The organism is Bradyrhizobium sp. 172 (assembly GCF_023101065.1).
GTDB lineage: Bacteria > Pseudomonadota > Alphaproteobacteria > Rhizobiales > Xanthobacteraceae > Bradyrhizobium > Bradyrhizobium canariense_D.
This window is the reverse complement of the sequence record NZ_CP064701.1, coordinates 6,251,951-6,274,137: the sequence shown is the minus strand read 5'-3', so window position 1 is coordinate 6,274,137 and position 22,187 is coordinate 6,251,951. Positions and strand designations below refer to the sequence as shown.

General features: G+C 63.9%; 20 protein-coding genes. 9 read left to right on the top strand and 11 right to left on the bottom strand.

The genetic code is table 11. The annotated features are described in order from the left end of the window. The first annotated feature begins 206 nt into the window (after positions 1–206). Positions 207–680, top strand: coding sequence for a Cys-tRNA(Pro) deacylase (gene ybaK, locus IVB07_RS30070; protein WP_018456149.1), 474 nt, complete (start codon positions 207–209; stop codon positions 678–680). 13 nt (positions 681–693) lie between these two features. Here ybaK and IVB07_RS30065 read toward each other — a convergent pair whose 3' ends face one another. Next, entirely contained in the window at positions 694–1,377 is a 684-nt protein-coding gene (locus IVB07_RS30065) for a GntR family transcriptional regulator (RefSeq protein ID WP_018456148.1), read from the bottom strand. A gap of 157 nt (positions 1,378–1,534) precedes the next feature. Here IVB07_RS30065 and tcuA point away from each other — a divergent pair, with 157 nt between their 5' ends. The 3 genes from tcuA to tcuB are packed head-to-tail and all read left to right on the top strand — an operon-like array spanning position 1,535 to position 5,094. Next, positions 1,535–2,926, top strand: a complete 1,392-nt coding sequence (gene tcuA, locus IVB07_RS30060; protein WP_018456147.1) for an FAD-dependent tricarballylate dehydrogenase TcuA — start codon at positions 1,535–1,537, stop codon at positions 2,924–2,926. A 28-nt stretch (positions 2,927–2,954) separates the two neighbouring features. After that, positions 2,955–3,983 (top strand): esterase, encoded by a 1,029-nt coding sequence (locus tag IVB07_RS30055; RefSeq protein ID WP_018456146.1) that lies wholly within the window; start codon positions 2,955–2,957, stop codon positions 3,981–3,983. Positions 3,984–3,987: 4 nt separating this feature from the next. Further along, positions 3,988–5,094, top strand: coding sequence for a tricarballylate utilization 4Fe-4S protein TcuB (gene tcuB, locus IVB07_RS30050; protein WP_026233095.1), 1,107 nt, complete (start codon positions 3,988–3,990; stop codon positions 5,092–5,094). 72 nt (positions 5,095–5,166) lie between these two features. Here tcuB and IVB07_RS30045 read toward each other — a convergent pair whose 3' ends face one another. Then, positions 5,167–8,571, bottom strand: coding sequence for an acyl-[ACP]--phospholipid O-acyltransferase (locus tag IVB07_RS30045; protein WP_018456144.1), 3,405 nt, complete (start codon positions 8,569–8,571; stop codon positions 5,167–5,169). Between the two features lie 219 nt (positions 8,572–8,790). Next, positions 8,791–9,057 (bottom strand): hypothetical protein, encoded by a 267-nt coding sequence (locus IVB07_RS40785; RefSeq protein WP_018456143.1) that lies wholly within the window; start codon positions 9,055–9,057, stop codon positions 8,791–8,793. A gap of 51 nt (positions 9,058–9,108) precedes the next feature. Here IVB07_RS40785 and IVB07_RS30040 point away from each other — a divergent pair, with 51 nt between their 5' ends. Beyond that, positions 9,109–9,729, top strand: a complete 621-nt coding sequence (locus tag IVB07_RS30040; protein WP_247767813.1) for a TetR/AcrR family transcriptional regulator — start codon at positions 9,109–9,111, stop codon at positions 9,727–9,729. Between the two features lie 14 nt (positions 9,730–9,743). Here IVB07_RS30040 and IVB07_RS30035 read toward each other — a convergent pair whose 3' ends face one another. From IVB07_RS30035 to IVB07_RS30025, 3 genes are all read right to left on the bottom strand, one after another. Beyond that, positions 9,744–11,051: a GGDEF domain-containing protein gene (locus IVB07_RS30035; RefSeq protein ID WP_018456141.1), complete on the bottom strand. Its 1,308-nt coding sequence runs from the start codon at positions 11,049–11,051 to the stop codon at positions 9,744–9,746. Between the two features lie 246 nt (positions 11,052–11,297). Continuing rightward, positions 11,298–12,602 (bottom strand): nicotinate phosphoribosyltransferase, encoded by a 1,305-nt coding sequence (pncB, locus tag IVB07_RS30030; protein ID WP_018456140.1) that lies wholly within the window; start codon positions 12,600–12,602, stop codon positions 11,298–11,300. Positions 12,603–12,653: 51 nt separating this feature from the next. After that, positions 12,654–13,598 (bottom strand): LysR family transcriptional regulator, encoded by a 945-nt coding sequence (locus tag IVB07_RS30025; RefSeq protein ID WP_247766817.1) that lies wholly within the window; start codon positions 13,596–13,598, stop codon positions 12,654–12,656. A 97-nt stretch (positions 13,599–13,695) separates the two neighbouring features. Between IVB07_RS30025 and pcaH the strand changes: the two genes are divergently transcribed. Beyond that, the gene (gene pcaH / locus IVB07_RS30020) at positions 13,696–14,484 is read left to right on the top strand and encodes a protocatechuate 3,4-dioxygenase subunit beta (protein WP_039799636.1); all 789 of its coding nucleotides are present in this window, start codon (positions 13,696–13,698) and stop codon (positions 14,482–14,484) included. A 4-nt stretch (positions 14,485–14,488) separates the two neighbouring features. Further along, positions 14,489–15,115 (top strand): protocatechuate 3,4-dioxygenase subunit alpha, encoded by a 627-nt coding sequence (gene pcaG, locus IVB07_RS30015; RefSeq protein ID WP_026233093.1) that lies wholly within the window; start codon positions 14,489–14,491, stop codon positions 15,113–15,115. Between the two features lie 18 nt (positions 15,116–15,133). Here the strand turns inward: pcaG and IVB07_RS30010 are convergent, their stop codons facing one another. Together IVB07_RS30010 and IVB07_RS30005 are read right to left on the bottom strand one after the other, a co-directional pair. After that, positions 15,134–15,745 (bottom strand): NYN domain-containing protein, encoded by a 612-nt coding sequence (locus IVB07_RS30010; protein ID WP_018456136.1) that lies wholly within the window; start codon positions 15,743–15,745, stop codon positions 15,134–15,136. Positions 15,746–16,104: 359 nt separating this feature from the next. Beyond that, entirely contained in the window at positions 16,105–17,010 is a 906-nt protein-coding gene (locus IVB07_RS30005) for a helix-turn-helix domain-containing protein (RefSeq protein ID WP_018456135.1), read from the bottom strand. 48 nt (positions 17,011–17,058) lie between these two features. Here IVB07_RS30005 and pobA point away from each other — a divergent pair, with 48 nt between their 5' ends. Further along, a complete protein-coding gene (gene pobA / locus IVB07_RS30000; RefSeq protein WP_018456134.1) occupies positions 17,059–18,231 on the top strand; it encodes a 4-hydroxybenzoate 3-monooxygenase in 1,173 nt (390 codons plus the stop codon). A 35-nt stretch (positions 18,232–18,266) separates the two neighbouring features. Here pobA and IVB07_RS29995 read toward each other — a convergent pair whose 3' ends face one another. The 3 genes from IVB07_RS29995 to IVB07_RS29985 form a co-directional block, all read right to left on the bottom strand. After that, complete coding sequence (locus IVB07_RS29995) at positions 18,267–20,408, bottom strand: adenylate/guanylate cyclase domain-containing protein (protein WP_247363723.1); 2,142 nt, start codon at positions 20,406–20,408, stop codon at positions 18,267–18,269. Positions 20,409–20,426: 18 nt separating this feature from the next. Beyond that, on the bottom strand, positions 20,427–21,098 hold the full coding sequence (locus tag IVB07_RS29990) for a hypothetical protein (RefSeq protein ID WP_026233092.1): 672 nt from the start codon (positions 21,096–21,098) through the stop codon (positions 20,427–20,429). A gap of 179 nt (positions 21,099–21,277) precedes the next feature. After that, the gene (locus IVB07_RS29985) at positions 21,278–21,514 is read right to left on the bottom strand and encodes a hypothetical protein (protein WP_245288431.1); all 237 of its coding nucleotides are present in this window, start codon (positions 21,512–21,514) and stop codon (positions 21,278–21,280) included. Between the two features lie 186 nt (positions 21,515–21,700). On the opposite strand from IVB07_RS29985, the gene IVB07_RS29980 reads away from it, so the two are divergent. Beyond that, positions 21,701–22,159: a hypothetical protein gene (locus IVB07_RS29980; RefSeq protein ID WP_018456130.1), complete on the top strand. Its 459-nt coding sequence runs from the start codon at positions 21,701–21,703 to the stop codon at positions 22,157–22,159. Positions 22,160–22,187 lie beyond the last annotated feature (28 nt).

Sequence of the window (22,187 nt, the reverse complement as noted above, 5' to 3'; positions counted from 1 at the left end):
GGTGTCGTCCCGGCGAAGGCCGGGACCCATACCGCGAGGTGTCTCGTTAGCGGATGGTGGGCGTACCGAACGACGAGTCTTCTCCAAACTCCTCCCTGTGGTTATGGGTCCCGGCCTTCGCCGGGACGACGCTGAGGCTGTGGTGCATGTGTCCACCCGTGTCGCCGTCCCTTCGCTCCTCGCAGCGGCGGTGCTAGACATCGTCCGTGTCCAAAGCCACCCCAGCCACACGCGCGCTCACGGCCGCCGGTCTTGCCTTCACTGTCCACACCTACGACTACGATCCCGACGCCGAGAGCATCGGCCTTCAGGCTGCATCCGCACTCGGCGAGGATCCCGCGCGCGTCTTGAAGACGCTGATGGCGCTGGTCGACGGCAAGCCGGTCTGCGTGATCGTCCCGTCCGATCAGGAAGTCTCGATGAAGAAGCTCGCCGCTGTTGTTAGCGGCAAGTCGGCGCAGATGATGAAGCCGCCTGAGGCCGAGCGCCTCACCGGCTACAAGGTTGGCGGCATCAGCCCATTCGGGCAGCGGAAGCTTGTGCGCACCGTGATCGAGCAGAGCGCGCTCGCACATGATTACGTGTACGTGAATGGCGGTCAGCGCGGACTGCAGGTGCGGCTCAGTCCGGGCGATGTGCGGGACGTGTTGAAGGCGATCGTCGCGGAACTGGTCGCCTGAGCGCGGCGCTCTGCTATTGTTTTTGCAACAGCTTCAGCCGACAGCGCAGCGCTTCGCGGATGTGTGTGCGCGCGAGCTGCTCCGCTTTGCCGCCGTCGCGAGCCGCGATGGCGTCGATGATGGCCTGGTGCTCGCCGTGGCTGGTCGACGGGCGACCGGATACGGTGAACGTGGTTGGACCGAGCAGGGCGATCCAGTCCTGCAATTCCCGCGAAGCGTTGTCGAGATAGCGGTTGCGCGCGGCGCGGCAGATCGCCTCGTGGAAGGCGCGGTTGAGCCGCGCCATCTCGGCGGGATCAGTCCCCGACGCTTCCACGAAGGTCTGCTCGATGTCCCTGAGCGCGTCGACCTCGGTCGCAGACGCGTGCTCGGCGGCAAGTCGGGCGGCGGCGCCCTCCATGATCTCGCGCATGGCGTAGAGCTCGAGCACCTCCGAGATGTCGAGGTTGCGTACGATCAGGCCGCGGCCGCCGGCAGGTTCGACGAACCCACGTGCGGCAAGCCGCCCGAGCGCTTCCCGCACCGGGGTGCGGCTGACCTTCAGCCGCTGGGCGACCTCTTCCTCGCGCAGGCGGTCGCCGGCGCGGTAGCTGCCGGCCTGCAGCGCCTCGCAGAGCGAGCGGAACACTGCTTCGCCGAGCGCCACGCCGCTGCCGCGCGCGATCGAGCCGCCTGCTTTTGTCGGGCGTCTTGCCATGCATCCTCGTGCTCGCCACGCGCATCCTTCCCATGCAGGATAACGCTTGCCGGACATTCGTATATCTTTGTATACAAAGGTGCGCAATGACCAGCCGGATTGGCCGGGGCCGCCGGCGGGCAGAATGTCTCCAACTTCGTCGCATCGGACAGACGGCATGAGCAGCAAATACGATGTGCTGGTGATCGGCGGCGGCAACGCGGCGCTGTGTGCGGCGATCAGCGCGCGACGCGGTGGGGCATCGGTGCTGGTGCTCGAAGGCGCGCCAAAGTTCTATCGCGGCGGCAACACGCGCCACACCCGCAACATGCGTTGCGCACATGACGAGGCGACCGAAATCCTCACCGGCCCCTACACTGAGGAAGAGTTTTGGGAGGATCTCCTGCGCGTCACCGGCGGCCAGACCGACGAGGTGCTCGCCCGGCACATGATCCGCGAGTCCAAGGACATCTTGAACTGGATCGTGGAGCAGGGCGTGCGCTGGCAGCCCTCGCTCGGCGGCACGCTGGGCCTCGGCCGCACCAACTCATTCTTCCTCGGCGGCGGCCGCGCGATGTTGAACGCACTTTATCTCACCGCCGAGAAGCTCGGCGTCGAAATCGAATACGACGCCGAGGTTATCGACCTCATGATCGAAGACGGCATGTTTCTCGCCGCCCACCTCAGGCGGCCGATCAAGGGCGACACCGAGATCCGCGCGACGTCGCTGGTCGCCGCCGCCGGCGGATTCGAGGCCAACATCGAATGGCTGAAGCAATATTGGGGTGAGGCCGCCGACAATTTCCTGATCCGCGGTACCCCCTATAACCGCGGCTCGATCCTGAAGATGCTGCTCGCCAAGGGCGTGCAGGAGGTCGGCGACCCCACCCAGTGCCATGCGGTCGCGATCGACGCGCGCGCGCCGAAATTCGACGGCGGCATCATCACGCGGCACGATTCTGTCGTGTTTGGCATCGTCGTCAACAAGCACGCGCAGCGCTTCTATGATGAAGGTGAGGACATCTGGCCGAAGCGTTACGCGATCTGGGGCCGGCTGGTGGCCGCGCAGCCCGAACAGATCGCCTACATCATCTTCGACTCCACCGTGGTCACGAGCTTCATGCCGACGCTATTCCCGCCGATCGCAGGGCAGACGGTGGCTGAGCTTGCCGGCAAGCTCGAGCTCGATCCGGCCGCGCTGGAAAAGACGATCACCGAATTCAACGCCGCGGTGCAGCCCGGCACCTTCGACCACACCATTCTGGACGATTGCCGCACGGAAGGCATCACGCCGCCGAAGACGCATTGGGCACGGCGGATCGAGACACCGCCCTACCTTGCCTATCCGGTGCGGCCCGGCATCACCTTCACCTATCTCGGCACGCGCGTGACCAGGGAAGCGCGCATGCTGATGGCTGACGGCAAGCCGTCGGCCAACATGTTCGCGGCCGGCGAGATCATGGCCGGCAACGTGCTCGGCAAGGGCTATGCCGCCGGCATGGGCATGACCATCGGCAGCGTGTTCGGGCGGATCGCAGGACGGGAAGCGGCACGCCACGCGAAGAATTAGGCGGAAGAACAGACACGAGGGAGGAACCATGTCACGCATTGCCATTGCTTCGATCGCGGCGCTGCTGACCGTCGGCTACGCCCACGCGGCCGAGCCGATCACGCTGCGAGACATGGGCTCGTTCCATGTCGGTGGCCGTCTTGTCGAAATCTCGGGCAAGCCGGTGAGGGAGGTCGTGTTCGCGCCCGGCGGAGTGCCGGCCAAGGTTGATCCCAACGGCACGTATCAGGTCGAGCAGATGTATGTTCAGTATTTCCTGCCGGCAAACGAGAAGGGTGCCTATCCTTTGCTGATGTGGCATGGCGGCGGACTGACCGGCGTCACCTACGAGACCACGCCTGACGGACGCGAAGGCTGGCTGAATTATTTTCTACGCATGGGGTGGGGGGTCTATAACTCCGACGCAGTAGAGCGCGGACGCGCGGGCTGGGCGCAATATCCCGATATCTTCAAAGGCGAGCCGGTCTTCCTGACCACGGCCAACCCGTTCGAGCGTTTCCGCATCGGCGATGGGCCGAACTCGTACGATCCCGATCCCGCCAAGCGAAAATTGTTGCCGGGCAACCAGTTCCCCGTCGAGGGTTACGAGAATTTCGTCAAGCAGAACGTACCGCGCTGGACCACGACCGACGATGCGACCATCGCCGCCTATATCGCTGAGATCGATCGCGTCGGCCCCTCGGTGCTTCTGTTCCACAGCCAGGCCGGCACCTTCGGCTTCAAGGTCGCGCAAGCCCGCCCTGACAAGGTCAAGGCGCTGATTGCGATCGAGCCGGCCGGCATCGGCGATCCCGCCAAAGCGGATGTGCTGAAGAACGTCCCGACCCTCATCATCTACGGCGACTATATCGAGCGCGATTCGCGCTGGCCCAAGATCCGCGCCAACGGCATCGCCTTTGCGGACGCCATCAAGGCGGCCGGCGGCAGCGTCGACATCATCGATCTCCCGCAGACAGGCATCAAGGGCAATTCGCATATGGTGATGATGGACAAGAACAATCTCGAGGTCGCGGCCCTGATCCAGAAATGGCTCGAGGGCAAAGGCCTGACGAAGTAAAGCCATGCACGGAAGCAGAATTTTGGATGAAGGCGACCGCCTGATGACGGTCTGCAATTCCTGCCGTTACTGCGAAGGCCTTTGCGCGGTTTTTCCCGCCATGGAGATGCGCCGCGCCTTCTCCGACGGCGACCTCAATTATCTCGCCAATCTCTGCCATGGCTGCGGCGCCTGCTACGTCGACTGCCAGTTCTCGCCGCCGCACGAATTCAACGTCAACGTCCCGCAGACGCTGGCGATCGCGCGCGCGGAATCCTATGCGACCTATGCCTGGCCGCAGGCGCTGTCCGGTGCCTTCGCCCGCAATGGTCTCGTCATCAGCATCGTCGCCGCGCTCAGCATGGCCGCCTTCATACTCGGCTTCGCTGCCCTAAACGACCGCAGCGTGCTGTTTGGCGTGCACACTGGCCCCGGCGCGTTCTACAAGTTGATGCCGCACAACGCGATGGCAGCGTTGTTCAGCGCCGCCTTCCTTTATGCGATTTTCGCGCTGGTGATGAGCGTGCGTGCCTTCTGGCGGGATATCGGCCCGCCGATCGGCGGCCGTGCGGACGGCGGCTCGATCTTTCAGGCGATGCGCGACGCTGGTGAGCTGCGCTACCTCCATGGTGGCGGCGTCGGCTGCTACAATGAGGATGACAAGCCGACCGACCGGCGCAAGCTTTTCCATCACCTGACCTTCTACGGCTTCCTGCTCTGCTTCGCCGCGACCTCGGCCGCAACGCTGTATCACTATCTGCTCGGCCGCGAGGCGCCGTATCCGTGGTGGGATCTGCCGGTGGTTCTCGGCACGCTCGGCGGCATCGGCCTGATCATCGGGCCGATCGGCCTGTTCGTCGCCAAGATGCGGCGTGATCCGGCGCTGCTCGACGAGCAGCGCTACGGCATGGATGTCGGCTTCATCGCCATGCTGTTCCTGACCGGGTTCACCGGCATGCTGCTTCTGATTCTGCGGGAGACTGCCGCCATGGGACCGCTGCTGGCACTCCATTTAGGTGCAGTGTTCGCGCTGTTCATCACCATGCCCTACGGCAAGTTCGTGCACGGCATCTATCGCTTCGCGGCGCTGGTGCGTTATGCGCAGGAGCGACGCGGAGAAGCCGGTTCTTGAGATTCAGGCGGCGCGGAAGCGGCCGATCGGGGCACCGCGCCTCGCCTGATTGAGGCGCCTCGTGCATCTCTCTTATGCCACCTCGCGCTCTGGTCCAGACGCCTGCTCGCGGGCCATCGTCGTTGCCGTGACGTAGTCGGTCTTGCCGGTCCCGAGCAGTGGCACCTTGTCGACCACCATGATCGCAGCGGGAACGGTCAGCTCGGACGCGCCGATCGCCTTGGCGTGGCCTTGCATGGCGCTGCGCTCGGCGTTCTTCTCCGTCGTCAGCAACACGATGCGCTCGCCCTTTCGCTGGTCCGGGATCGACACGGCGACTGAACCGGCCTGCGGCCACAGCGTTGTCGCGATGTTCTCGACCGCCGACAGCGAGACCATTTCGCCGGCGATCTTGGCAAAGCGCTTGGCGCGACCCTTGATGGTGATGAAGCCGGCCGGGTCGATCGCCACGATGTCGCCGGTGTCGTGCCAGCCGTCGGCGAGCGGCTCGAGCACGCCGGGATTTTCGGCCCGCAAGTATCCGAGCATTACGTTGGGTCCGCGCACCGACAGGCGTCCGCCTTCCTCGATGCCGGGGACCGGGTCGAGGCGGCTTTCCATCAGCGGCGACAGGCGGCCGACCGTGCCTGGACGATTGGCCATCGGCGTGTTCATCGCCAGCACCGGTGCCGTCTCGGTGACGCCATAGCCTTCGAGGATGCGGATGCCGTAACGCTCCATGAAGACCTGCCGGGTGCGATCCTTGACCGCCTCCGCGCCGGCGATCACCAGGCGCAAGGTGCGGAAGTCGTAGGCATGGGCCGAGCGTGCATAGCCCGTGAGGAATGTGTCGGTGCCGAACAGGATCGTGGCTCCGGTCTGGTAGATCAGCTCGGGCACGATCCGGTAGTGCAGCGGCGAGGGGTACATGTAGATCGGAATGCCCGCGAGCAGCGGCATCATCATTCCACCGGTCAGCCCGAAGGAGTGGAACACCGGCAGCACGTTGAACACCTTATCATTGGCGTTGGCATCGACCCGCGCCAGCGCCTGTGCGGCGTTCGCAAGGATATTGCGGTGGGACAGCACAACGCCCTTGGGCGTGCCTTCCGAGCCCGACGTGAACAGCACGACCGCCGGATCGCTCGCCTGGCGGGCGACGCGGGGCGCGGTGCCGGCGAGCAGGCCCTTGATCTTGTCGGCCGTGCCGATCGAAGCACGGACGTCCTCGAGGTAGACCACGCGAACTTCCGCGGAGATCGCCGCCATCAGCTTGTCGAGCTTGCCCTTCTCGATGAAAGCTTTCGACGTCAGCACGGTTTTGACCTGCGCGGCTTTCATGGCGGCAAGCACGTTGACCGGGCCCGCCGAGAAGTTGAGCATTGCCGGCACCCGGCCGATGTTTTGCAGCGCCATGAAGACGACGGCGACGCCAGCGGAATTCGGCAGCAGCACACCGACATTCTCACCGATAGCGGTGCCGTTCTCCAGCTTCCGGCTCAAGACCTGCGCGCCCAGGATCAGCTTGCGATAGGTCAGCTTGGTACCGAGCGCGTCCTCGACGATGACCTTGCCGGTGTCGCGGTCGCGATAGGCGTGTCCGAGCGCCTCGAACAGGGTGTGATCGAGCATGGCGTTCTTCACCATGGCGTCGATCATCACGTCCTGAAGTGCTGCGCCCGCGGCGTTGCGGCGCGCCTTGCCCTTGAGCGACGGATCGACCGGAAGCTTGACTGGCGGCAGGATGGTGACGGTCACCCGCGGAAACCACGAGCGCTTGATCTGGCTGCCGTTGAGATAGCTGAGATGCGAGCGCTGGGCGCCTTCGATGCGGACCGGGACGACGACTGCGTCGGCCTTGTCCGCGATCATCGCGGTGCCGTCATAGACCTTCATCAGCGAGCCGGAAACAGTGATGCGTCCTTCCGGGAAAATCACCACCGGCTCTCCGGCGGCGACGAGCTTGATGAGGTCGCGCGCCGCCAGCGGCTTGGTGGGGTCCATGGTGTAGTGCTTGACCACCCGCAGGAACGGCTTGGCCCACCAGGCCTTGGCGATGCCGGTATCAACCGCGAAGCTCGCGTCGATCGGGAGCACGGCGTGCAGGAGCGGGCCGTCGATCAGGCTGACATGATTGGGCGCGATCAGCATGCGCGTGCCAGCAGGCGGCAGGTTCTCCAGCCCGCGGACCTCGGTGCGGAACAGCGCGCGGAACAGCAGCCCGCCAAAGTCGCGCACGCCTTCCTTGCCCCACTTGGTCAGCACGAACCAGACTGCGCCGAAGCTGATGACGCCGAGGCCAAAGAAGATCCAGCCGATGTGCAATCCGCCGGCCTGCAACAGCGCGACGAACAGCGAGCCGGCCACCATGAAGGCGGCCTGCAGCACGTTGCCGGCGGCGATAATGCGGGCGCGCTCGGAGGGGGCGGACCAGGCCTGGACGGCGGCGAAGGACGGAACGACGAACAGCCCGCCGCCGAATGCGAAGGCGACGAAGTCGAGCAGCATGCGCAGGCCCGCGAACGAAGTTGCGAAGTCGGCAGCAGTGATGTCCTGGCCCTTGGCGGTCACGCCGATCGCCCAAGCGAGGTCGATGCCGGCAAACCCCATCATGACGGCGCCGATCGGCACCAGCGCGAGGTTTGGGCGAACGTGGCTCAGATTCGCGGCGAACAGCGAGCCGATGGCGATGCCGATTGCGAAGATCGCGAGACACAACGTCACCACGCCCTCGGTGCCGCCGATGACCTCCTTGACCAGCGCCGGCAGCAGCGAGAGCACGATGGCGCCCACCAGCCAGAACCAGGAGACGATCACGGTGCCGTCCCACAGCCGGTGGTCGGCGTGCAGCGTCTTCAACAGGCCGAGCGTCGAGGTCCAGGGATTGGCGTTGACCGGCAGATCGGGTGCAGACGGCGTCGTCGCGGGAATGCGGGAGGCGAAGGTCCAGGACAGCAGGGCCAGCACGACCACGGCCGATGCGACCCAGCCCATATGCGCGGAGCCGGCCACGAACTGGCCACCGGCAACGGTGCCGAGCAGGATGGCCATGAAGGTCGCGCCTTCGACCAGCGCGTTGCCGGTCGCGAGCTCGCCGAGCTCGAGCTGGTCCGGCAGCATCGCGTATTTCACGGGTCCGAACAACGCGGCGATGACGCCGAACAGTGCGAGCGCTGCGAACAGCAGCGGCACCGAGTGCAGGAAGAAGCCGGCCGCGGCAAAGCCCGCGGCAAAGATCTCGGCGAATTTGAGCCGCCTTGCGACGACGGATTTGACGTATTTGTCGGCGAGCTGGCCGCCGAGCCCGGACAGGATGAAATAGGGGAAGATGAACACCGCGCCCGCGACCGTCACCAGCGCATCACCGTGGCCGGTCGCGGCACTGTAAAGCAGGATGATGACGAGTGCGTTCTTGAGCACGTTGTCGTTCAGCGCCGAGAAGAATTGCGCCCAGAACAGCGGCGCGAAGCGGCGTGACGACATCAAATCCCTGATCATGACTAGTCCTGTTTTGGAAACGCTGTCTGAGGTTGTTTCATTGTCGGATGGGCTTCGGGACCCGAGGAGATGCGACGGGCATTTGCGGGTTGACGAACGATCGCCCCGGCCTGCTCTGCGCCTTTACCTTCCGATCCTGTTGGTCTCCGCGTGGCGACGTTTGGTTCGCAAATGGCTGGTCGCGGCTCTATCACGCCCCGGCAAGGAGGCGTGCGCGCCTCAGGTAAGGTGGGCAAGGCGGCGAAAGGGCGAGAGGCGGCCGAGCAGGCTAATGCGGCGGCCCTCATGACGGGCGCGGTCGCGGTTGGCCCGCCACATCCGGAAGGTCGCCCGCCGCTCGGTCAGGACGCCGGCGATGTCGCAGGCATTTGCAATGCGATCGATCGGCCCCGTCGCGAACCGCAGGAGGGCGCGGCCAGATCCGGTCACGAGAGCTGTGGCGTCATCGACGAAGGTGGAGGCGATATCAACAGCGAGGGTTTGCATTTTGCAGATCTCCAGGTTAATTTGAACATTGTTCAAATGAGTACCTTGAAAATGAACAATGTTCAAGACGAATCGTTGCGAGACCGAAAAAAATCTCGCCGGCGGCAGCAGATCGTGGAGATCGCTCGCAGCATTATCGCGGCTAAGGGGCTGAAATCGTTGAAAGTACGGGATGTTGCGGACGCCGCAGGCTGCTCGGTTGGGAGCGTCTACAACGAGTTCGGCGACTTCGACGGGGTGATCCTGACCGTGAATCGGGAGACCGTTAAGGAGCTGACGGTGCGGCTGGGCCAGGTTCCCGCCGAGGATCCCGTTCGCCAGTTCTACGGGCTGGCCGCGACCTACCTCGAATTTTTTGCGGAGCACGCCAATCTGCTGCGCTCGCTGTTCGAACATCGGATGGAGGACGACCGCCCTTACCCCGATGACATCCTTCAGATGGTGATGGACGCCTTCGCGCTGATGCATCCACCCCTGGTGCGGCTGCTTCCGAATGCAGAGGACGTGCAGATCGCGCTGCTGTCACGCACCCTGTTTTCCGCCGTGCACGGGATCATCTCGCTCGGCCTCGAAGAACGCATGGTAGCCGTGCCGCCGCAGATGCTGCGCCAGCAAGTCGATCAGTTTCTGGATGCGCATCTCGCAGGGCTCGGGATTGTGCCAGTACGATAAAGTGTGGAGCGCTGCTACGCGCTGGCGGCCTTGCGGTGCCGCGAGGTGACGACGACGACGTCCGTCGTCCCGTTGTCGACCTGAACACGGTTGCGTCCGTTCTCCTTGGCGCGATAGCAGGCGGCATCCGCGCGCCGCATCGCGTCCTCGAGCATGGTGTTGCCGTCGGTGATGCAGGCAACGCCGATGCTGGCGGTCACTGCAAAGCAACGATCGTCCCACGCGAAGACGGATAGCTCGAGCGACCGGCGCAGCCGTTCGGCGATATCCACGGCGTCGTACGGCGTGCTTTGTGGAAGGATTAGGCCGAATTCGTCACCGCCAAGCCGGGCCACCAGGTCATGCGGCCGTCGTTCCTGTTGCAGGAGACGCGAGATCTGGCAGAGCAGGCGGTCGCCGGCGAGATGACCGCAGCTGTCGTTGACGTCCTTGAATTGGTCGAGATCGAGCAGGACCAGGCCCAGCGAACCCGCCGCGGTGTCGTCCAACTCGCTTTGCAGGCGGGCCTCGAACGCGCGCCGGTTGGACAAGCCGGTCAGCCAGTCGTGCGACGCCTGCCAGACTAGGCGCTCCTTCTCGGCATGCAGGGCATCCTCAAACGCCTGTCGTTGCAGCACCAATCGCCGCGTGTGCCAGATCAGGAGCAGGATCAGCGTCATGGCTGTGACGATATTGACGCCAGTCAGCGTCATCTTGATGGCGCGCGAGCCTTCGCCGAGAACGGTGGAGAACCGCTTGGCGTGCACCGTGAACTGAGTGTTGAGCTCCGAAAGCCGCGACGACAATAATTGCAGGCGGTTGCCGTCCTGAACCGGTCCGCTCTTCAACTCTGACCGGATGACCTCGCCGAAAACGCTCAGCTCCAGCAGCATGGGGTCGGTGGCAGCCCACTCGCTGATCGCTTCCTTGAGAAAGCTGACCTGTTTGAAGTAGCGAAACAGCCAGATCAGTCCCGGCACGTCATCGGGATGGTTGCCGCCTTGCAGGAAGCCGATGCGGGCGGCCTCGACGTCGACCGGATCGCGCTCGAGCGCCCAGCGCGCGAACTCGTCGCCGATGGGAACGGCCAGCGAGGTCTGATATTGCGCAAACTGGCTGGCGTCGCCCGAATGCAGATAGAGATTGAGGAAATAGACGGCGTTCTTCTGCGAGCGCGACCACAACGCTTCGCCCGCGACATAGGCGCGGACCGAGGACATCACCTCCAGGCTGAATCCGGCGATCGCCGCCTGCAGCAGAACGACGGTGACGAAAGGCGAAACGAGCTTGATGACGTGAAGGAAGCTTCGTCCCTTCGTTGACGGCGCTGTTCTGCGAAACACTATGCGTTCCCCAAGTCGCTCAACGACCCCAGCGGAGCGATCCGCTCATAACGCGGATTACGCGCGAAAGGTGCTTAACTCGACTTGAAAATGCCAGGAGACTGCGTCGCAGGGTGAAGGCGTTGTGAAGTGGATGCTTGCAGATCGTCGCAAATGCCGTCGACCCGGAACTGACGCGGCATCGGCGAGCTGATGTCGCGCATTTGCCCCAGATGGTTTACTTGATGGAGATAGATTGCTCTGGCGCTAGACCAGCACCGGCTTGCGCACGCGGCCGGCGTCGCCGAAGACGCGCAAATAGCGCTCGATCTCCGAAGGCAGGCCGGTCGCCTTCTCGGGATTGTCGGAAAGCTTGACGGCCGGACGTCCGTCCACCGACGACACCTTGCAGACCAGCGAGATCGGATCGAGGTTGAACGAGCCGTCCGGCGTGCAGCCGACGAAATCATTGGTGAGATTGGTGCCCCAGCCGAAGGAGAGCCGCACCCGGCCGACGAAGTGGTGGTAGGTCTCCTCGATCGAGCCCACGTCCATCGCGTCGGAGAACACCAGCAGCTTGTCCCTGGGATTGCGGCCCTTCTGCTCCCACCATTTCATGATCTCCTCGCCGGCTTGAATCGGCGGCGCGCTGTCGGGGCGGAAGCCGGTCCAGTCGGCAACCCATTCCGGCGCATCGCGCAGGAAAGCCTTGGTGCCAAAAGCGTCGGGCAGCGCAATCAGGAGGTTGCCGCCATAGGTCTGGCGCCACTGGTCGAGGATGCGATAGGGCGCCCAGCGCAATTCCTCGTCGTCCTTGGCCAGCGCAGCCGCGACCATCGGCAGTTCATGGGCGTTGGTGCCGATGGCTTCGAGATCATTGTCCATCGCGAGTAGCACGTTGGAGGTGCCGATGAAGGACGGGCCCAGGCCTTCCTTCACGGCCTCCACGCACCAGCGCTGCCAGAGGAAGCCATGGCGGCGACGGGTGCCGAAATCGGAGAGCCGGAGGCCATCCAGCTTGCGCAGGCGTTCCACCTTGGTCCACAGCTTGGCCTTCGCGCGGGCATAGAGCACGTCGAGCTCGAAGCGGCCGCGGCCCTTCATCGCCGCCCGCGAGCGCAATTCGTTGAGGATGGCGAGCGCAGGAATTTCCCACATCGTGGTATGGCTCCACGGCCCGTGGAAGTGCAGCTCGTACTGGCCTTCGACCTTGCGCAGCTCGTATTCGGGCAGCCGGAATTCGGCGAGCCAGCGGATGAAGTCCGCCGAGAACATGTGGGTCTTGCCGTAGAAAGTGTTACCGGCAAGCCAGATCAGCTCTTTCTTGGTGAAGCGGATGGTGCGGGCGTGGTCGAGCTGGGCGCGCAGCTCGCCCTCGTCGATGATTTCGGCGAGCCGGACATGGCGCGATCGGTTGATGACCGAGAATGTCACCTGCTGATTCGGGTAAGCTTCCCGAATCATTTGCAACATCAATAGCTTGTAGAAGTCGGTATCAAGCAGGCTGCGGATGATGGGATCCAGCCGCCAGCTGTGATTGTAGGTCCGGCTCGCAATGTCGGTCACTGTCATGGGGGAATTCTAGCGTGGCGGCCGCGGCGCAACCAGTGGGTTTGACGGGGATCAGGTTTTCGCGGGGGCGGGGTGCGAGGCCGTCGCCGCCACGGTCTCGAGTTGGCTTCTGATCCAGCGATGCGCGGGGTCCTTCTGATAGCGCTGGTGCCAGACCATGAACATCGGCAACTCAGCCAGGGTTCGCGTGCGCGAGGCCAGCGGAATCCGCACCTGGGCGAAGCCATGCATCACGCCGGTCGCCAGCAGGCTCGGCATGCTCGCCAGCATCTGCGAGCCACGCAGGAAGGACGGCACGCCGGAGAAGCTCGGCACGGAGATCGCGATGTCGCGGTGGAAGCCGTTGGCTGCAAGCCGGCGATCGAAGTCGAGCCGCTCATTGTCAGTGTAGACCACCGTGACGTGACGCGCCGCGAGATAGTCGCCGCGCGTAGCCGGCGCCGCGCGCGCTTTGGGGTCGTAGTAACAAACGTAATGGTCTTGCAGCAGGCGCTTCTGCACGATGTCCACGCCGGATGGCGGCAGCGGCGTGATCAGCAGATCGCAGCGGTTTTCGCGCAGCATCGCCGGCGAGGGCGACTGCGAGGGGATCACGCGCAGGTTCAGGCTCGTCACTTGCGCTGCGACATGATCGAAGAACCGCGGCAGCAGCAGGTCGCGCTGCAAGTCATTGGCGGCGATTGTCAGCGAAAGCTGCGCGCTCGCCGGCTCGAACGTGACACCGCCGGCAAAGCTGCGCATCTCGTCGATCAGCGCTCGCGCCTTTGCCGCGAGCGCCTGGGCGTGCGCCGTAGCGACAATGCCGCGGCCGGATTTGGCAAACAGCGGATCGCCGACGATCCGCCGCAGCTTGTTCAGGGCGTGGCTGACCGCGGATTGCGTCAGGCCGAGCCGCGTTGCGGCCGCCGTCACCGAACCTTCTTCCAACACGGCCAGGAACAGCTCAAGCGCGTGGCCATCGAGCGCCAAATGATCGATTTTATTCATGGAATGCATTATAATCGATCTATTTATCTTGAGAATAGCCGGCGCCATCATCTCCCGATAAGCCGTGCGCCCCAACGGGAGCGCGCCAGAGGGAGAGACAACGCCGATGCATGCCCAGGCGCCAGCCTTGCGGGAATCCCGCCCCAACCGTCCCGAGCCGTTCACGCCGCCGCTCGGTGACGGCGGCTTCTTCCAGCGCGACCGTTCCATGCATCCGCCGGCGCACGCGCCGGGCTACAAATCCTCGGTGCTGCGCTCGCCGCGCCAGGCGTTGCTGTCGCTTGAGAACTCGGTCTCGGAGATCACGGGGCCGGTGTTCGGGCACAACGATCTCGGCCCGCTCGACAATGATTTGATCCGCAACTACGCCAAGGACGGCGATCCCGTCGGCGAACGCATCATCGTCCACGGCCGCGTGCTGGATGAGACGGGCCGCGGCGTGCCGAACACGCTGGTCGAGTTCTGGCAAGCCAATGCCGGCGGCCGCTACCGGCACAAGAGGGACACGTATCTGGCGCCGATCGATCCGAATTTCGGCGGTTGCGGCCGCGCGCTGACCGACGACAGCGGCTACTATTATTTCCGCACCGTGAAGCCGGGACCCTATCCCTGGCGCAACTACGTCAACAGCTGGCGTCCCGCTCACATCCACTTCTCGGTGTTCGGCTCGGGCTTTGCACAGCGTCTGATCACCCAGATGTACTTTGAGGGCGATCCCCTGATCCCGGTCTGCCCAATCCTGACGACGATCCCGGACAAGGATGCGCTGGAGCGCCTCATCGCGCCGCTCGACCTCAACGCATCGACCCCGTTCGACTCGCTCGCCTACCGCTTCGACATCGTCTTGCGCGGCCAGCGCTCCACTTACTTTGAAAATCGCACCGCAGGGAACTAGGTCCATGCCGCAGCCGCTCAACTACCTCAAGGAAACCGCCTCGCAGACCGCCGGGCCCTACGTCCATATCGGCCTGATCCCGGCGATGGCCGGCTTCGACATCTTCGAGAAGAACTTTTCCAACGTGCTGGTGACGCCGAACACGCAAGGCGAACGCATCACGCTGGAGGGCAAGGTGTTCGACGGCAGCGGCACGCCGCTGCGTGACGTGCTGTTGGAGATCTGGCAGGCGAACGCGGCCGGCCGCTACAACCATCCGGCCGATCGGTCGACCGGCGCGCTCGACGAGGAATTTCGTGGCTGGGGCCGCGCCGGCTCCGACTTCGAGAGCGGGCTGGTGACGTTCGAGACCATCAAGCCCGGGGCCATCACCGACAAGGCGGGCCGCAAATGCGCGCCTTACGTCAACATCTGGATCGTCGCGCGTGGCATCAATATCGGGCTCAACACCCGGCTGTATTTCTCCGATGAAGAGACTGCGAACGCCGCCGACCCCGTGCTCAGCCTGATCGAGCAGCCGGTGCGACGTTCGACGTTGATCGCAAAGCGCAGCGAGCGTGGCGCCAAGATCGTGTATGCTTTCACGATCAATTTGCAGGGGCCGGAGGAGACGATGTTCTTCGACGTCTGAGAGCCGCCGCCCGAAGGTTCACTCCACCTGGTCACTGCGATCGATCGCTACGCGCGCGTGGAATTGCGGTGACTGACGCATCTCGCGCGATCCCGGCCTATTGGCCGGATCGCGCCCCACTTTTGGTTTCAGTTCTGCCAAATCGATGAATATGTCCGCCTGTCGGCGCAGCTCGTCAGCGACCATGGCCGGCTGAGTGGAGAGTGTGGAGACGACCGTCACGCGGACACCGAGGCGTTGCAGGGCTTCCACCAGCGAACGAAAATTCCCATCGCCCGAGAACAAAACGATCTGATCGACGTGCTCGGCGAGCTCCATCGCATTTACGGCGAGGTCGACATCCATGCTGCCCTTCACCTTGCGGCGGCCGGTGATGGCGTCGACGAATTCCTTCGTGAGTTTCGTGACGACGGTGTATCCGTTATAGTCGAGCCAATCGATCAACGGACGGATTGACGAATACTCCTGATCCTCGACGACGGTCGTGTAGTAGAAGGCCCGCAACAGCGCACCTCGGCTTTGGAATTCGCCGAGCAGTCGCCTGTAGTCGATGTCGAAGCCGAGCGCCTTGGAGGTGGCATGGAGATTGGAGCCATCGATAAAGAGTGCGATCTTCTCAATCGAAGACATTATGCACAAATCTCCAGTTGTACGCGAAAGGTGGCCGGTCCAACCGCCGGGGGCGGTGTGTCGGCCGGAAAAACATTGAAGGCACCGATGGCTTGCCGAAAAAGCAGCGCAGACGACCGGACAGGGGCGGCCGTCTTGCGCCCAGGTTAGGGAGGATACAATGCCACCGGCGCCAGGGCGCCGAATGCAGCCAGGCTAAGGCGCGCGCATTCCCTACTCAATTGTACTGAGGTAAAGGGCGCCTATCCAAAGGATAGGGCCCCATATACGAAGGTTAAGTGGCAGCGCTGGCACAAAGGCCATTGCGGTTCCCAGCGTGGCCTTCGACCACAGGCGCGGCTGATCGATCGGCCGGTGTGTCAGCCTTCATCGCCATGAAGCTGGGCACGAAAGGCCCGCGGTGACACGCCCGTGGCGGCGGCGTAGACCCGGCTGAAATAGGCGGGGTCCTCGAAGCCAAGCGCATAGGCGATCGTCGAGACCGGTAAATTGGTGTAGACGAGGTTGCGCCGCGCCTCGCGGATCAGCCGGTTGAGGATCAGGTGCGAGGCGGTGTCGCCGGTTGCTGCCCGGGTCACACGGTTGAGATGGGTCGGCGTGATCGACAGCGCACCCGCATAGTCCGCAACGCTCCAGCGTTCCAGATGATGCTGTTCCAGCAGCGCCTCGAAGCGGCGGAATAGTCCGCTTTCAGCCGTGCCGTTGCCACCGCTCTCGCCGGTGAGCGCGCGGGCCACCAGCCCGATCATGGCCGCCGAAAGTGCACGCAGCACATGCGCTCGGCCGAAATCGCGCGCGGCGTGTTCGGCAAAGATCTGCTTCATGGTGGTCCGAATCTGCGGCGTGCCGCGTATCACGGCCGAGCGCGACAAGGCACCTCGCAGCCCTTCGGAGGCGAGCAGCGCTTCGTCCAATATTTCCGCGGCGATGGTCAGCACCCAGCCCTGGGTATCAGGCACGAAACGGAAGCCGTGGACGTGGCCGACGGGCACGTTGACGATTTGCATCGGCTTCAGCTGCACCACGCGCCCGTCGAGCGTCGCTTCGCCGCCGCCGCGCTCGATCAGCAGCACCTGGTGCAGCCGGGCATGGCGGTGCACGGCGAGCGTCCAATCGTGCAGCACCGAGCGCGACGCTATCGTCTCGCAATGCACGACATCGGGCAGATCACCGGATTCGCCGAACAAATTGTAGACCCGGATTGCCGGGGCGGGGGCTGGGTTTCTCATGTTCGAATAGTACAAGACAAAGACGAAAGCCTCCATCCGTCAGCGGCGCTGAATCTGCAAGAAAGTGCCGAGGAGGACGCAAAAATGAAAGTCCAGGTCTGTATCATCGGCGGCGGGCCGTCCGGGCTGCTGTTGTCCCAGCTCCTGCACCTCAAGGGCATCGACACGGTCGTGCTGGAAAAGTACAGCCGCGACCACGTGCTTGCCCGGATCCGCGCCGGCGTGCTCGAGCACGGCTTCGCCAGGCTGATGCGCGAGGCACAGTGCGGCGAGCGGATGGACCGCGAGGGCGAGATCCACAAGGGATTCGAGATCGCCCATGACGGGGTGCTCTCCCAGATCGACCTCCACAAGCATTCCGGCGGCAATTCGGTGCTGGTCTACGGCCAGACCGAGCTGACGCGCGACCTCTACGAGGCGCGCGATCGCTTTGGCGGCAACGTCGTGCACAATGCCGAGGACGTGACGCCGCATGACCTGACCTCGGACCAGCCGTACGTGACCTATCGTTCGAATGCCGAAACCGTCCGAGTCGATTGCGACTATATCGTCGGCGCTGACGGCTTTCACGGCGTCAGCAGGAAGTCGATCCCGAAGGACGTGCTGCGGGAATACGAGAAGATCTATCCGTTCGGTTGGCTCGGCGTGCTGTCGCGCACGAAACCGGTGTCGCCGGAGCTGATCTATGTGAAGCACGAGCGCGGCTTCGCGCTGTGTTCCTTGCGGTCGCAAGTGCTGAGCCGCTACTACGTCCAGGTGCCGCTCACCGACAAGGTGGAGGACTGGAGCGACGATGCGTTCTGGACCGAGCTGAAGCGCCGTTTGCCGCACGAGGTCGGCGACCGCCTGATCACGGGGTCGTCCATCGAGAAGAGCATCGCGCCGTTGCGCAGCTTCGTCGCCGAGCCGATGAGCTACGGTCGCCTGTTTCTCGCCGGCGATGCCGCCCACATCGTGCCGCCGACCGGCGCGCGCGGGCTGAACAGCGCCGGCTCCGACATCTATTATCTCTACCACGCCATGCTCGCGCATTATCAGAACGGCGATGATTCCGGGCTCCAGGGCTATTCCGCCAAGGCGCTGGCGCGGATCTGGAAGGCGCAACGCTTTTCGTGGTGGATGACGATGCTGCTGCATCGCTTCCCCGACCGTTCCGAGTATGAAGAGAGGCTTCAGCAGACGGAGCTGGAGTATCTGCTGTCGTCCGAGACGGCGCAGCGTCTGCTGGCGGAGAATTACGTGGGGTTGCCGTTCTAGCGGGGAGTGGACCCGAAAAGCGGTGGGACGCTGCGCTACTTTCCTTCTAGGATGTTCACCGGCGTCCAATCCGACCCCGGTGGATTTGTAGCGAGCGCAGTCGCGCGCTTGCCAAAAAGCGCTGACGCCGGATCCATTTCCGCCATTCGCCCGAACGCATCAGCCGCCTTCGCAAACTCCCTTGCCCGCCAGCACGCCAGCCCTTCCGCATACGCGGCGGCAACCTTCGTCTGCCCGGCACTCTCCGTGCCCTTCTCCGCGAGGGGCTCGAACACCTTGATCGCCTCGCCGCGTCCTATCACTTTGATGGCGTCGAGCTCGCGCCAGGTGAAAGTATTGCCTGTCTGCGCGACAGTCGTTTCTGAAGCCATGATTGCGGTGCCATAATATTTGTTGGCGCCTTCGAGCCGCGAGGCGACGTTCACGGTGTCGCTCATCACGGTGTAGTTGAAGCGGCGGCGGGAGCCGATATTGCCGACGACAGCCTCGCCGCTGTTGAGCCCGATGCGGTGCGACAGGCCGCGGCGGGCGAAAGCGGCGCTGCCGGCGTTGAGCTCCGCCAGCTTTGCGTGACATTTCAGCGCGGCATGGACGGCGTGGCGCGCATGCGCGGGATCGTCGGCGGGCGCGCCGAACATGGCGACAATGGAATCGCCGATATATTTGTCGACATAGCCGCCATGGCTCTCGATGATGTCGGTCATGGCCGACAGATATTCGTTCATCAGCGTCACCAGTTCGCCCGGCGTCATCGTCTCGGCGATGGAGGAGAAGCCACTCAGGTCGGAGAAGAACATGGTGACGTTGCGCATTTCGCCGCCGAGCGCCGGCATCTTGCCGGAGGCAACCATGGTGTCGATCACTTCGGGGGCGAGATAGAACGCAAAGCTCCTGCGCAGGAAACGCTCGTCGCGATCGGCCAGCACGAAACGGTAGCCGATCATCATCGCGAGCGCGGCAAGGCTTGCGAGTGCCGGCTCCGTCAGCGGCAGCGCCAAGGCATGGACGAATGCACCGACAGCCACAGCGGCGTATACAGCGGTGAGGCCGAACCATGCGATCAGTGCGCCACCCGGTGCGAGCACGCAGGCCGCGCAGGCCACGATCGCTGCGAACACGATGGTGAGAATGCTCCGCAGTGGAAAGCCGAGCTCGGTCACCGCATCGCGTTCGATCAGATTTCGCACCGCGTTGGCATGCACGAAGACACCGGCGATGTCGCTGCGGGCTTTTTGTTCGGTGGTTGCCGGTGCAGGCAGGGCGCATCTTGCGGCCGGCGTTCCGTCATAGCCGCCGGAAAGACGCATCGAGGTGATCTTGCGGTCATCGACATTGAGGATCGTGCCGAGCACCACAATCTTGCCACCGAAGGCGCGGCGGAAGAAGTCGCGGTCGTTCTTCTCGACGCAGGCGTGCAGGTCTGCGAACGAATATGTCGGCACGTCGCGGCCGAGCCCTCGGAAATTGAGCGTTAGCGTGTTCGGCACCGCGCTCGGGATCGTATAGCCGGACAAAGCAGTCACGCCAGAAGGCGCGGTCTGCGGTTTTGCGCCGAGCGCGCGGGTGGCGAGTTCGACGGCCATTGCGGAAGCTGGCATGTCGCCGACAGGAAAACTCAGCGGCATTCGCCGGATTACATGGTCGGTGTCGGTATAGACGTTGAGGCCGCGGACGTTATTCCCCACAGCCAATTGCTGTGCGCGGTCCGGATGATCGCTGCTGAGGACCTCGCCCAGCACCAGCTTGCCGTCACTAGAGAGTTTCCGCAAGGCGATGAGATAGTCTCGGTCGAATCCCTTCAGTCGCGCGCCAAGCGGCGCATCGCCAAAGGGAATCTCCGACCGCTCGATCGAGCTCGGAAAGATGACATCGAAACCGATCACCTTGGCGCCGCCGTCGGCAATGCTGCCGAGCACCCGGCCGATCTCGCGCGTCCAGGTCAGCGTCGGCGACCCCTGGAACGGCGGAGTGTCGTAGGTCTCGCCGTCGATGGCCACGACGACGACCGGTGATGTCGCGGGATCGCGGTGGTCGCCGACGAGCTTGCCGCGCAGTGCCGTGAGGACGTCGAGCGACAGGCCCTGCAGCGTCTGGAACGGCGGAGACGTGACGACGGCGCCTGCAAGAAGCGCAATCAGGATCGCTGCAACGATGTCCCGTCTGCCGATCCGCCGCATCGCCCCGTCGCTAGCTGCCTATTCGAGCCGCAGCAGGCGTCCCACGATCGGCGTCGGCGACGACGTGGCGCTGGGATCGACCTGGAAGGCGTAACGCTTGGTGCCGAGGATGGCGAGATAGCTGCCGCCCGGCGTCAGCGACTTCCCGGCCTTGGCGAAGTCATAGAACTTGCCTCCGACCATGGTCTCGCTCGTGAGCGGCACGCTGATCGTGGGCTCCTTGCCATCGGTGCGCTCGATCACCAGGGTGCTGCCGCTCTTGGCCTGCACCAACGGCGCGACACCGTAGAGCGTCGGCAGCTTGGCCGGAGCGCTGCCCTTGGCGTCCGACCGCATGGTGCGGAAGGTCGTCGCGGCACTCTGGTTCGCCTCGCGCTCCGACAGTTTTGCCGCGTTGGTATCGCAGGGGACCTTTTCCCGCTTGACCTCGCCGAGTTGCACGGTGCTCTGCTCGGTGCCGACCATGACGACGCCTTCGCTGATGGTCTCGCGCTGGCACGATTTGAGATAGCTGAGCGTAATGGTTGCCTTGGGCCCCAGCTTGATGATCTTGCCCGGCACCACATAATCCATGAACGCGACACCGTCGACCTTGCCTTGCACGTCCTCGACGATGGCGGTCGGGCTCTCCGCCAAAGCCGGAGCAGCAAGACAGCATGTGCCGACAACAGCGCCGATCAGGCTTTTCATGGCAATTCTCATCCAGTTCGACCAATATTTGCCGGTCCCCATCCAGGCCCGATGCTTAGCAGCGAAACGCCCAGGCAAGTGTGACCGGAATCACTCTTTGATATTGGTGCACTCTATCAGGAAGAGGTTCAAGCCGGCGACTCGAGAAGACAGTGCGCCGGCAAGCTGGATGGATAATTTCATTCGGCTGGGACGGCCTCAACCGGGTGGCTCTCCGCTGCACTCTCCATATCTATGATGGGCGCGAGCGTAGCCTCGGTTTTCTGATACGGCGTCGCCTGCTGACCGGCGGCGATCTCGACCACTTCCTCCCAGCGTGACAGGCTAGCTGTCACGAACTGGCTGGAGTTGATAGCGGTTATATGCGTGCTGCCAAACGAGGTCGGCACGCCGATCGTTTTTAGCGCGGTATGCAACGAGGTCCAGCTCCAGCTTTCTTGCCCGCCGCACGGGAAGCGTGCGCCCGCGTCGCTGCGCCTCGGCGTCAAATTGACGGGTTGATTTTGCAGGGCGTTAACCGTGGCGGAATGCTCCCCGCGCGGGTCATTGTCGCGCCCCAGAGTTGGTTGCAAATACGTTGGAGTTTTACGGTGGATGTTTTCATGCTGAGAGACGGCAAATATGCGGCCTGGTTCAGGACCCCGCGCGGTCAGGGCACGGGCGTCGTGCATCTGGCGGAGGGACGAATCTCCGGCAGCGACAGCTTCTTCACTTATGGAGGCTCTTACCGAATTGACGAGCAGCGCTTCACGGCGGTTCTGACCACGCGGCGTCATGCCGAGGGGCCGCCGACCGTGTTCGGGCTCGACGAGGTCGAGGTCAAGCTCGCGGGCGTGTGCAGCGGTGCGATGGCGACCTGTTCCGGAACGGCCGAGCAGGCCCCCGATGTGACCTTCGAGGCGACGCTCATCTACAGCCAGGACGAGGTGCCGGCCGTTGACGCCCGAGGTGCGGTCGTGAAGCTCAACGCCGACAAGCTGCCCAAGGGGCTCGACGGCCGTTCGCGATCGCGCCATCCGTTTGCGCCGGGATCGCTCGGCTCAGAACGGAATAGACCATAAGGCCACGTCTTATCCCGCCTGATCGACT

What these genes read in the sequence shown, in the direction of transcription:
- IVB07_RS30065 (WP_018456148.1), bottom strand. Translation starts at nt 1,377, where the DNA reads ATGGCAAGACGCCCGACAAAAGCAGGCGGCTCGATCGCGCGCGGCAGC.
- tcuA (WP_018456147.1), top strand. Translation starts at nt 1,535, where the DNA reads ATGAGCAGCAAATACGATGTGCTGGTGATCGGCGGCGGCAACGCGGCG.
- IVB07_RS30055 (WP_018456146.1), top strand. Translation starts at nt 2,955, where the DNA reads ATGTCACGCATTGCCATTGCTTCGATCGCGGCGCTGCTGACCGTCGGC.
- tcuB (WP_026233095.1), top strand. Translation starts at nt 3,988, where the DNA reads ATGCACGGAAGCAGAATTTTGGATGAAGGCGACCGCCTGATGACGGTC.
- IVB07_RS30045 (WP_018456144.1), bottom strand. Translation starts at nt 8,571, where the DNA reads ATGATCAGGGATTTGATGTCGTCACGCCGCTTCGCGCCGCTGTTCTGG.
- IVB07_RS40785 (WP_018456143.1), bottom strand. Translation starts at nt 9,057, where the DNA reads ATGCAAACCCTCGCTGTTGATATCGCCTCCACCTTCGTCGATGACGCC.
- IVB07_RS30040 (WP_247767813.1), top strand. Translation starts at nt 9,109, where the DNA reads ATGAACAATGTTCAAGACGAATCGTTGCGAGACCGAAAAAAATCTCGC.
- pncB (WP_018456140.1), bottom strand. Translation starts at nt 12,602, where the DNA reads ATGACAGTGACCGACATTGCGAGCCGGACCTACAATCACAGCTGGCGG.
- IVB07_RS30025 (WP_247766817.1), bottom strand. Translation starts at nt 13,598, where the DNA reads ATGCATTCCATGAATAAAATCGATCATTTGGCGCTCGATGGCCACGCG.
- pcaH (WP_039799636.1), top strand. Translation starts at nt 13,696, where the DNA reads ATGCATGCCCAGGCGCCAGCCTTGCGGGAATCCCGCCCCAACCGTCCC.
- pcaG (WP_026233093.1), top strand. Translation starts at nt 14,489, where the DNA reads ATGCCGCAGCCGCTCAACTACCTCAAGGAAACCGCCTCGCAGACCGCC.
- IVB07_RS30010 (WP_018456136.1), bottom strand. Translation starts at nt 15,745, where the DNA reads ATGTCTTCGATTGAGAAGATCGCACTCTTTATCGATGGCTCCAATCTC.
- IVB07_RS30005 (WP_018456135.1), bottom strand. Translation starts at nt 17,010, where the DNA reads ATGGAGGCTTTCGTCTTTGTCTTGTACTATTCGAACATGAGAAACCCA.
- pobA (WP_018456134.1), top strand. Translation starts at nt 17,059, where the DNA reads ATGAAAGTCCAGGTCTGTATCATCGGCGGCGGGCCGTCCGGGCTGCTG.
- IVB07_RS29995 (WP_247363723.1), bottom strand. Translation starts at nt 20,408, where the DNA reads ATGCGGCGGATCGGCAGACGGGACATCGTTGCAGCGATCCTGATTGCG.
- IVB07_RS29990 (WP_026233092.1), bottom strand. Translation starts at nt 21,098, where the DNA reads ATGAAAAGCCTGATCGGCGCTGTTGTCGGCACATGCTGTCTTGCTGCT.
- IVB07_RS29980 (WP_018456130.1), top strand. Translation starts at nt 21,701, where the DNA reads ATGCTGAGAGACGGCAAATATGCGGCCTGGTTCAGGACCCCGCGCGGT.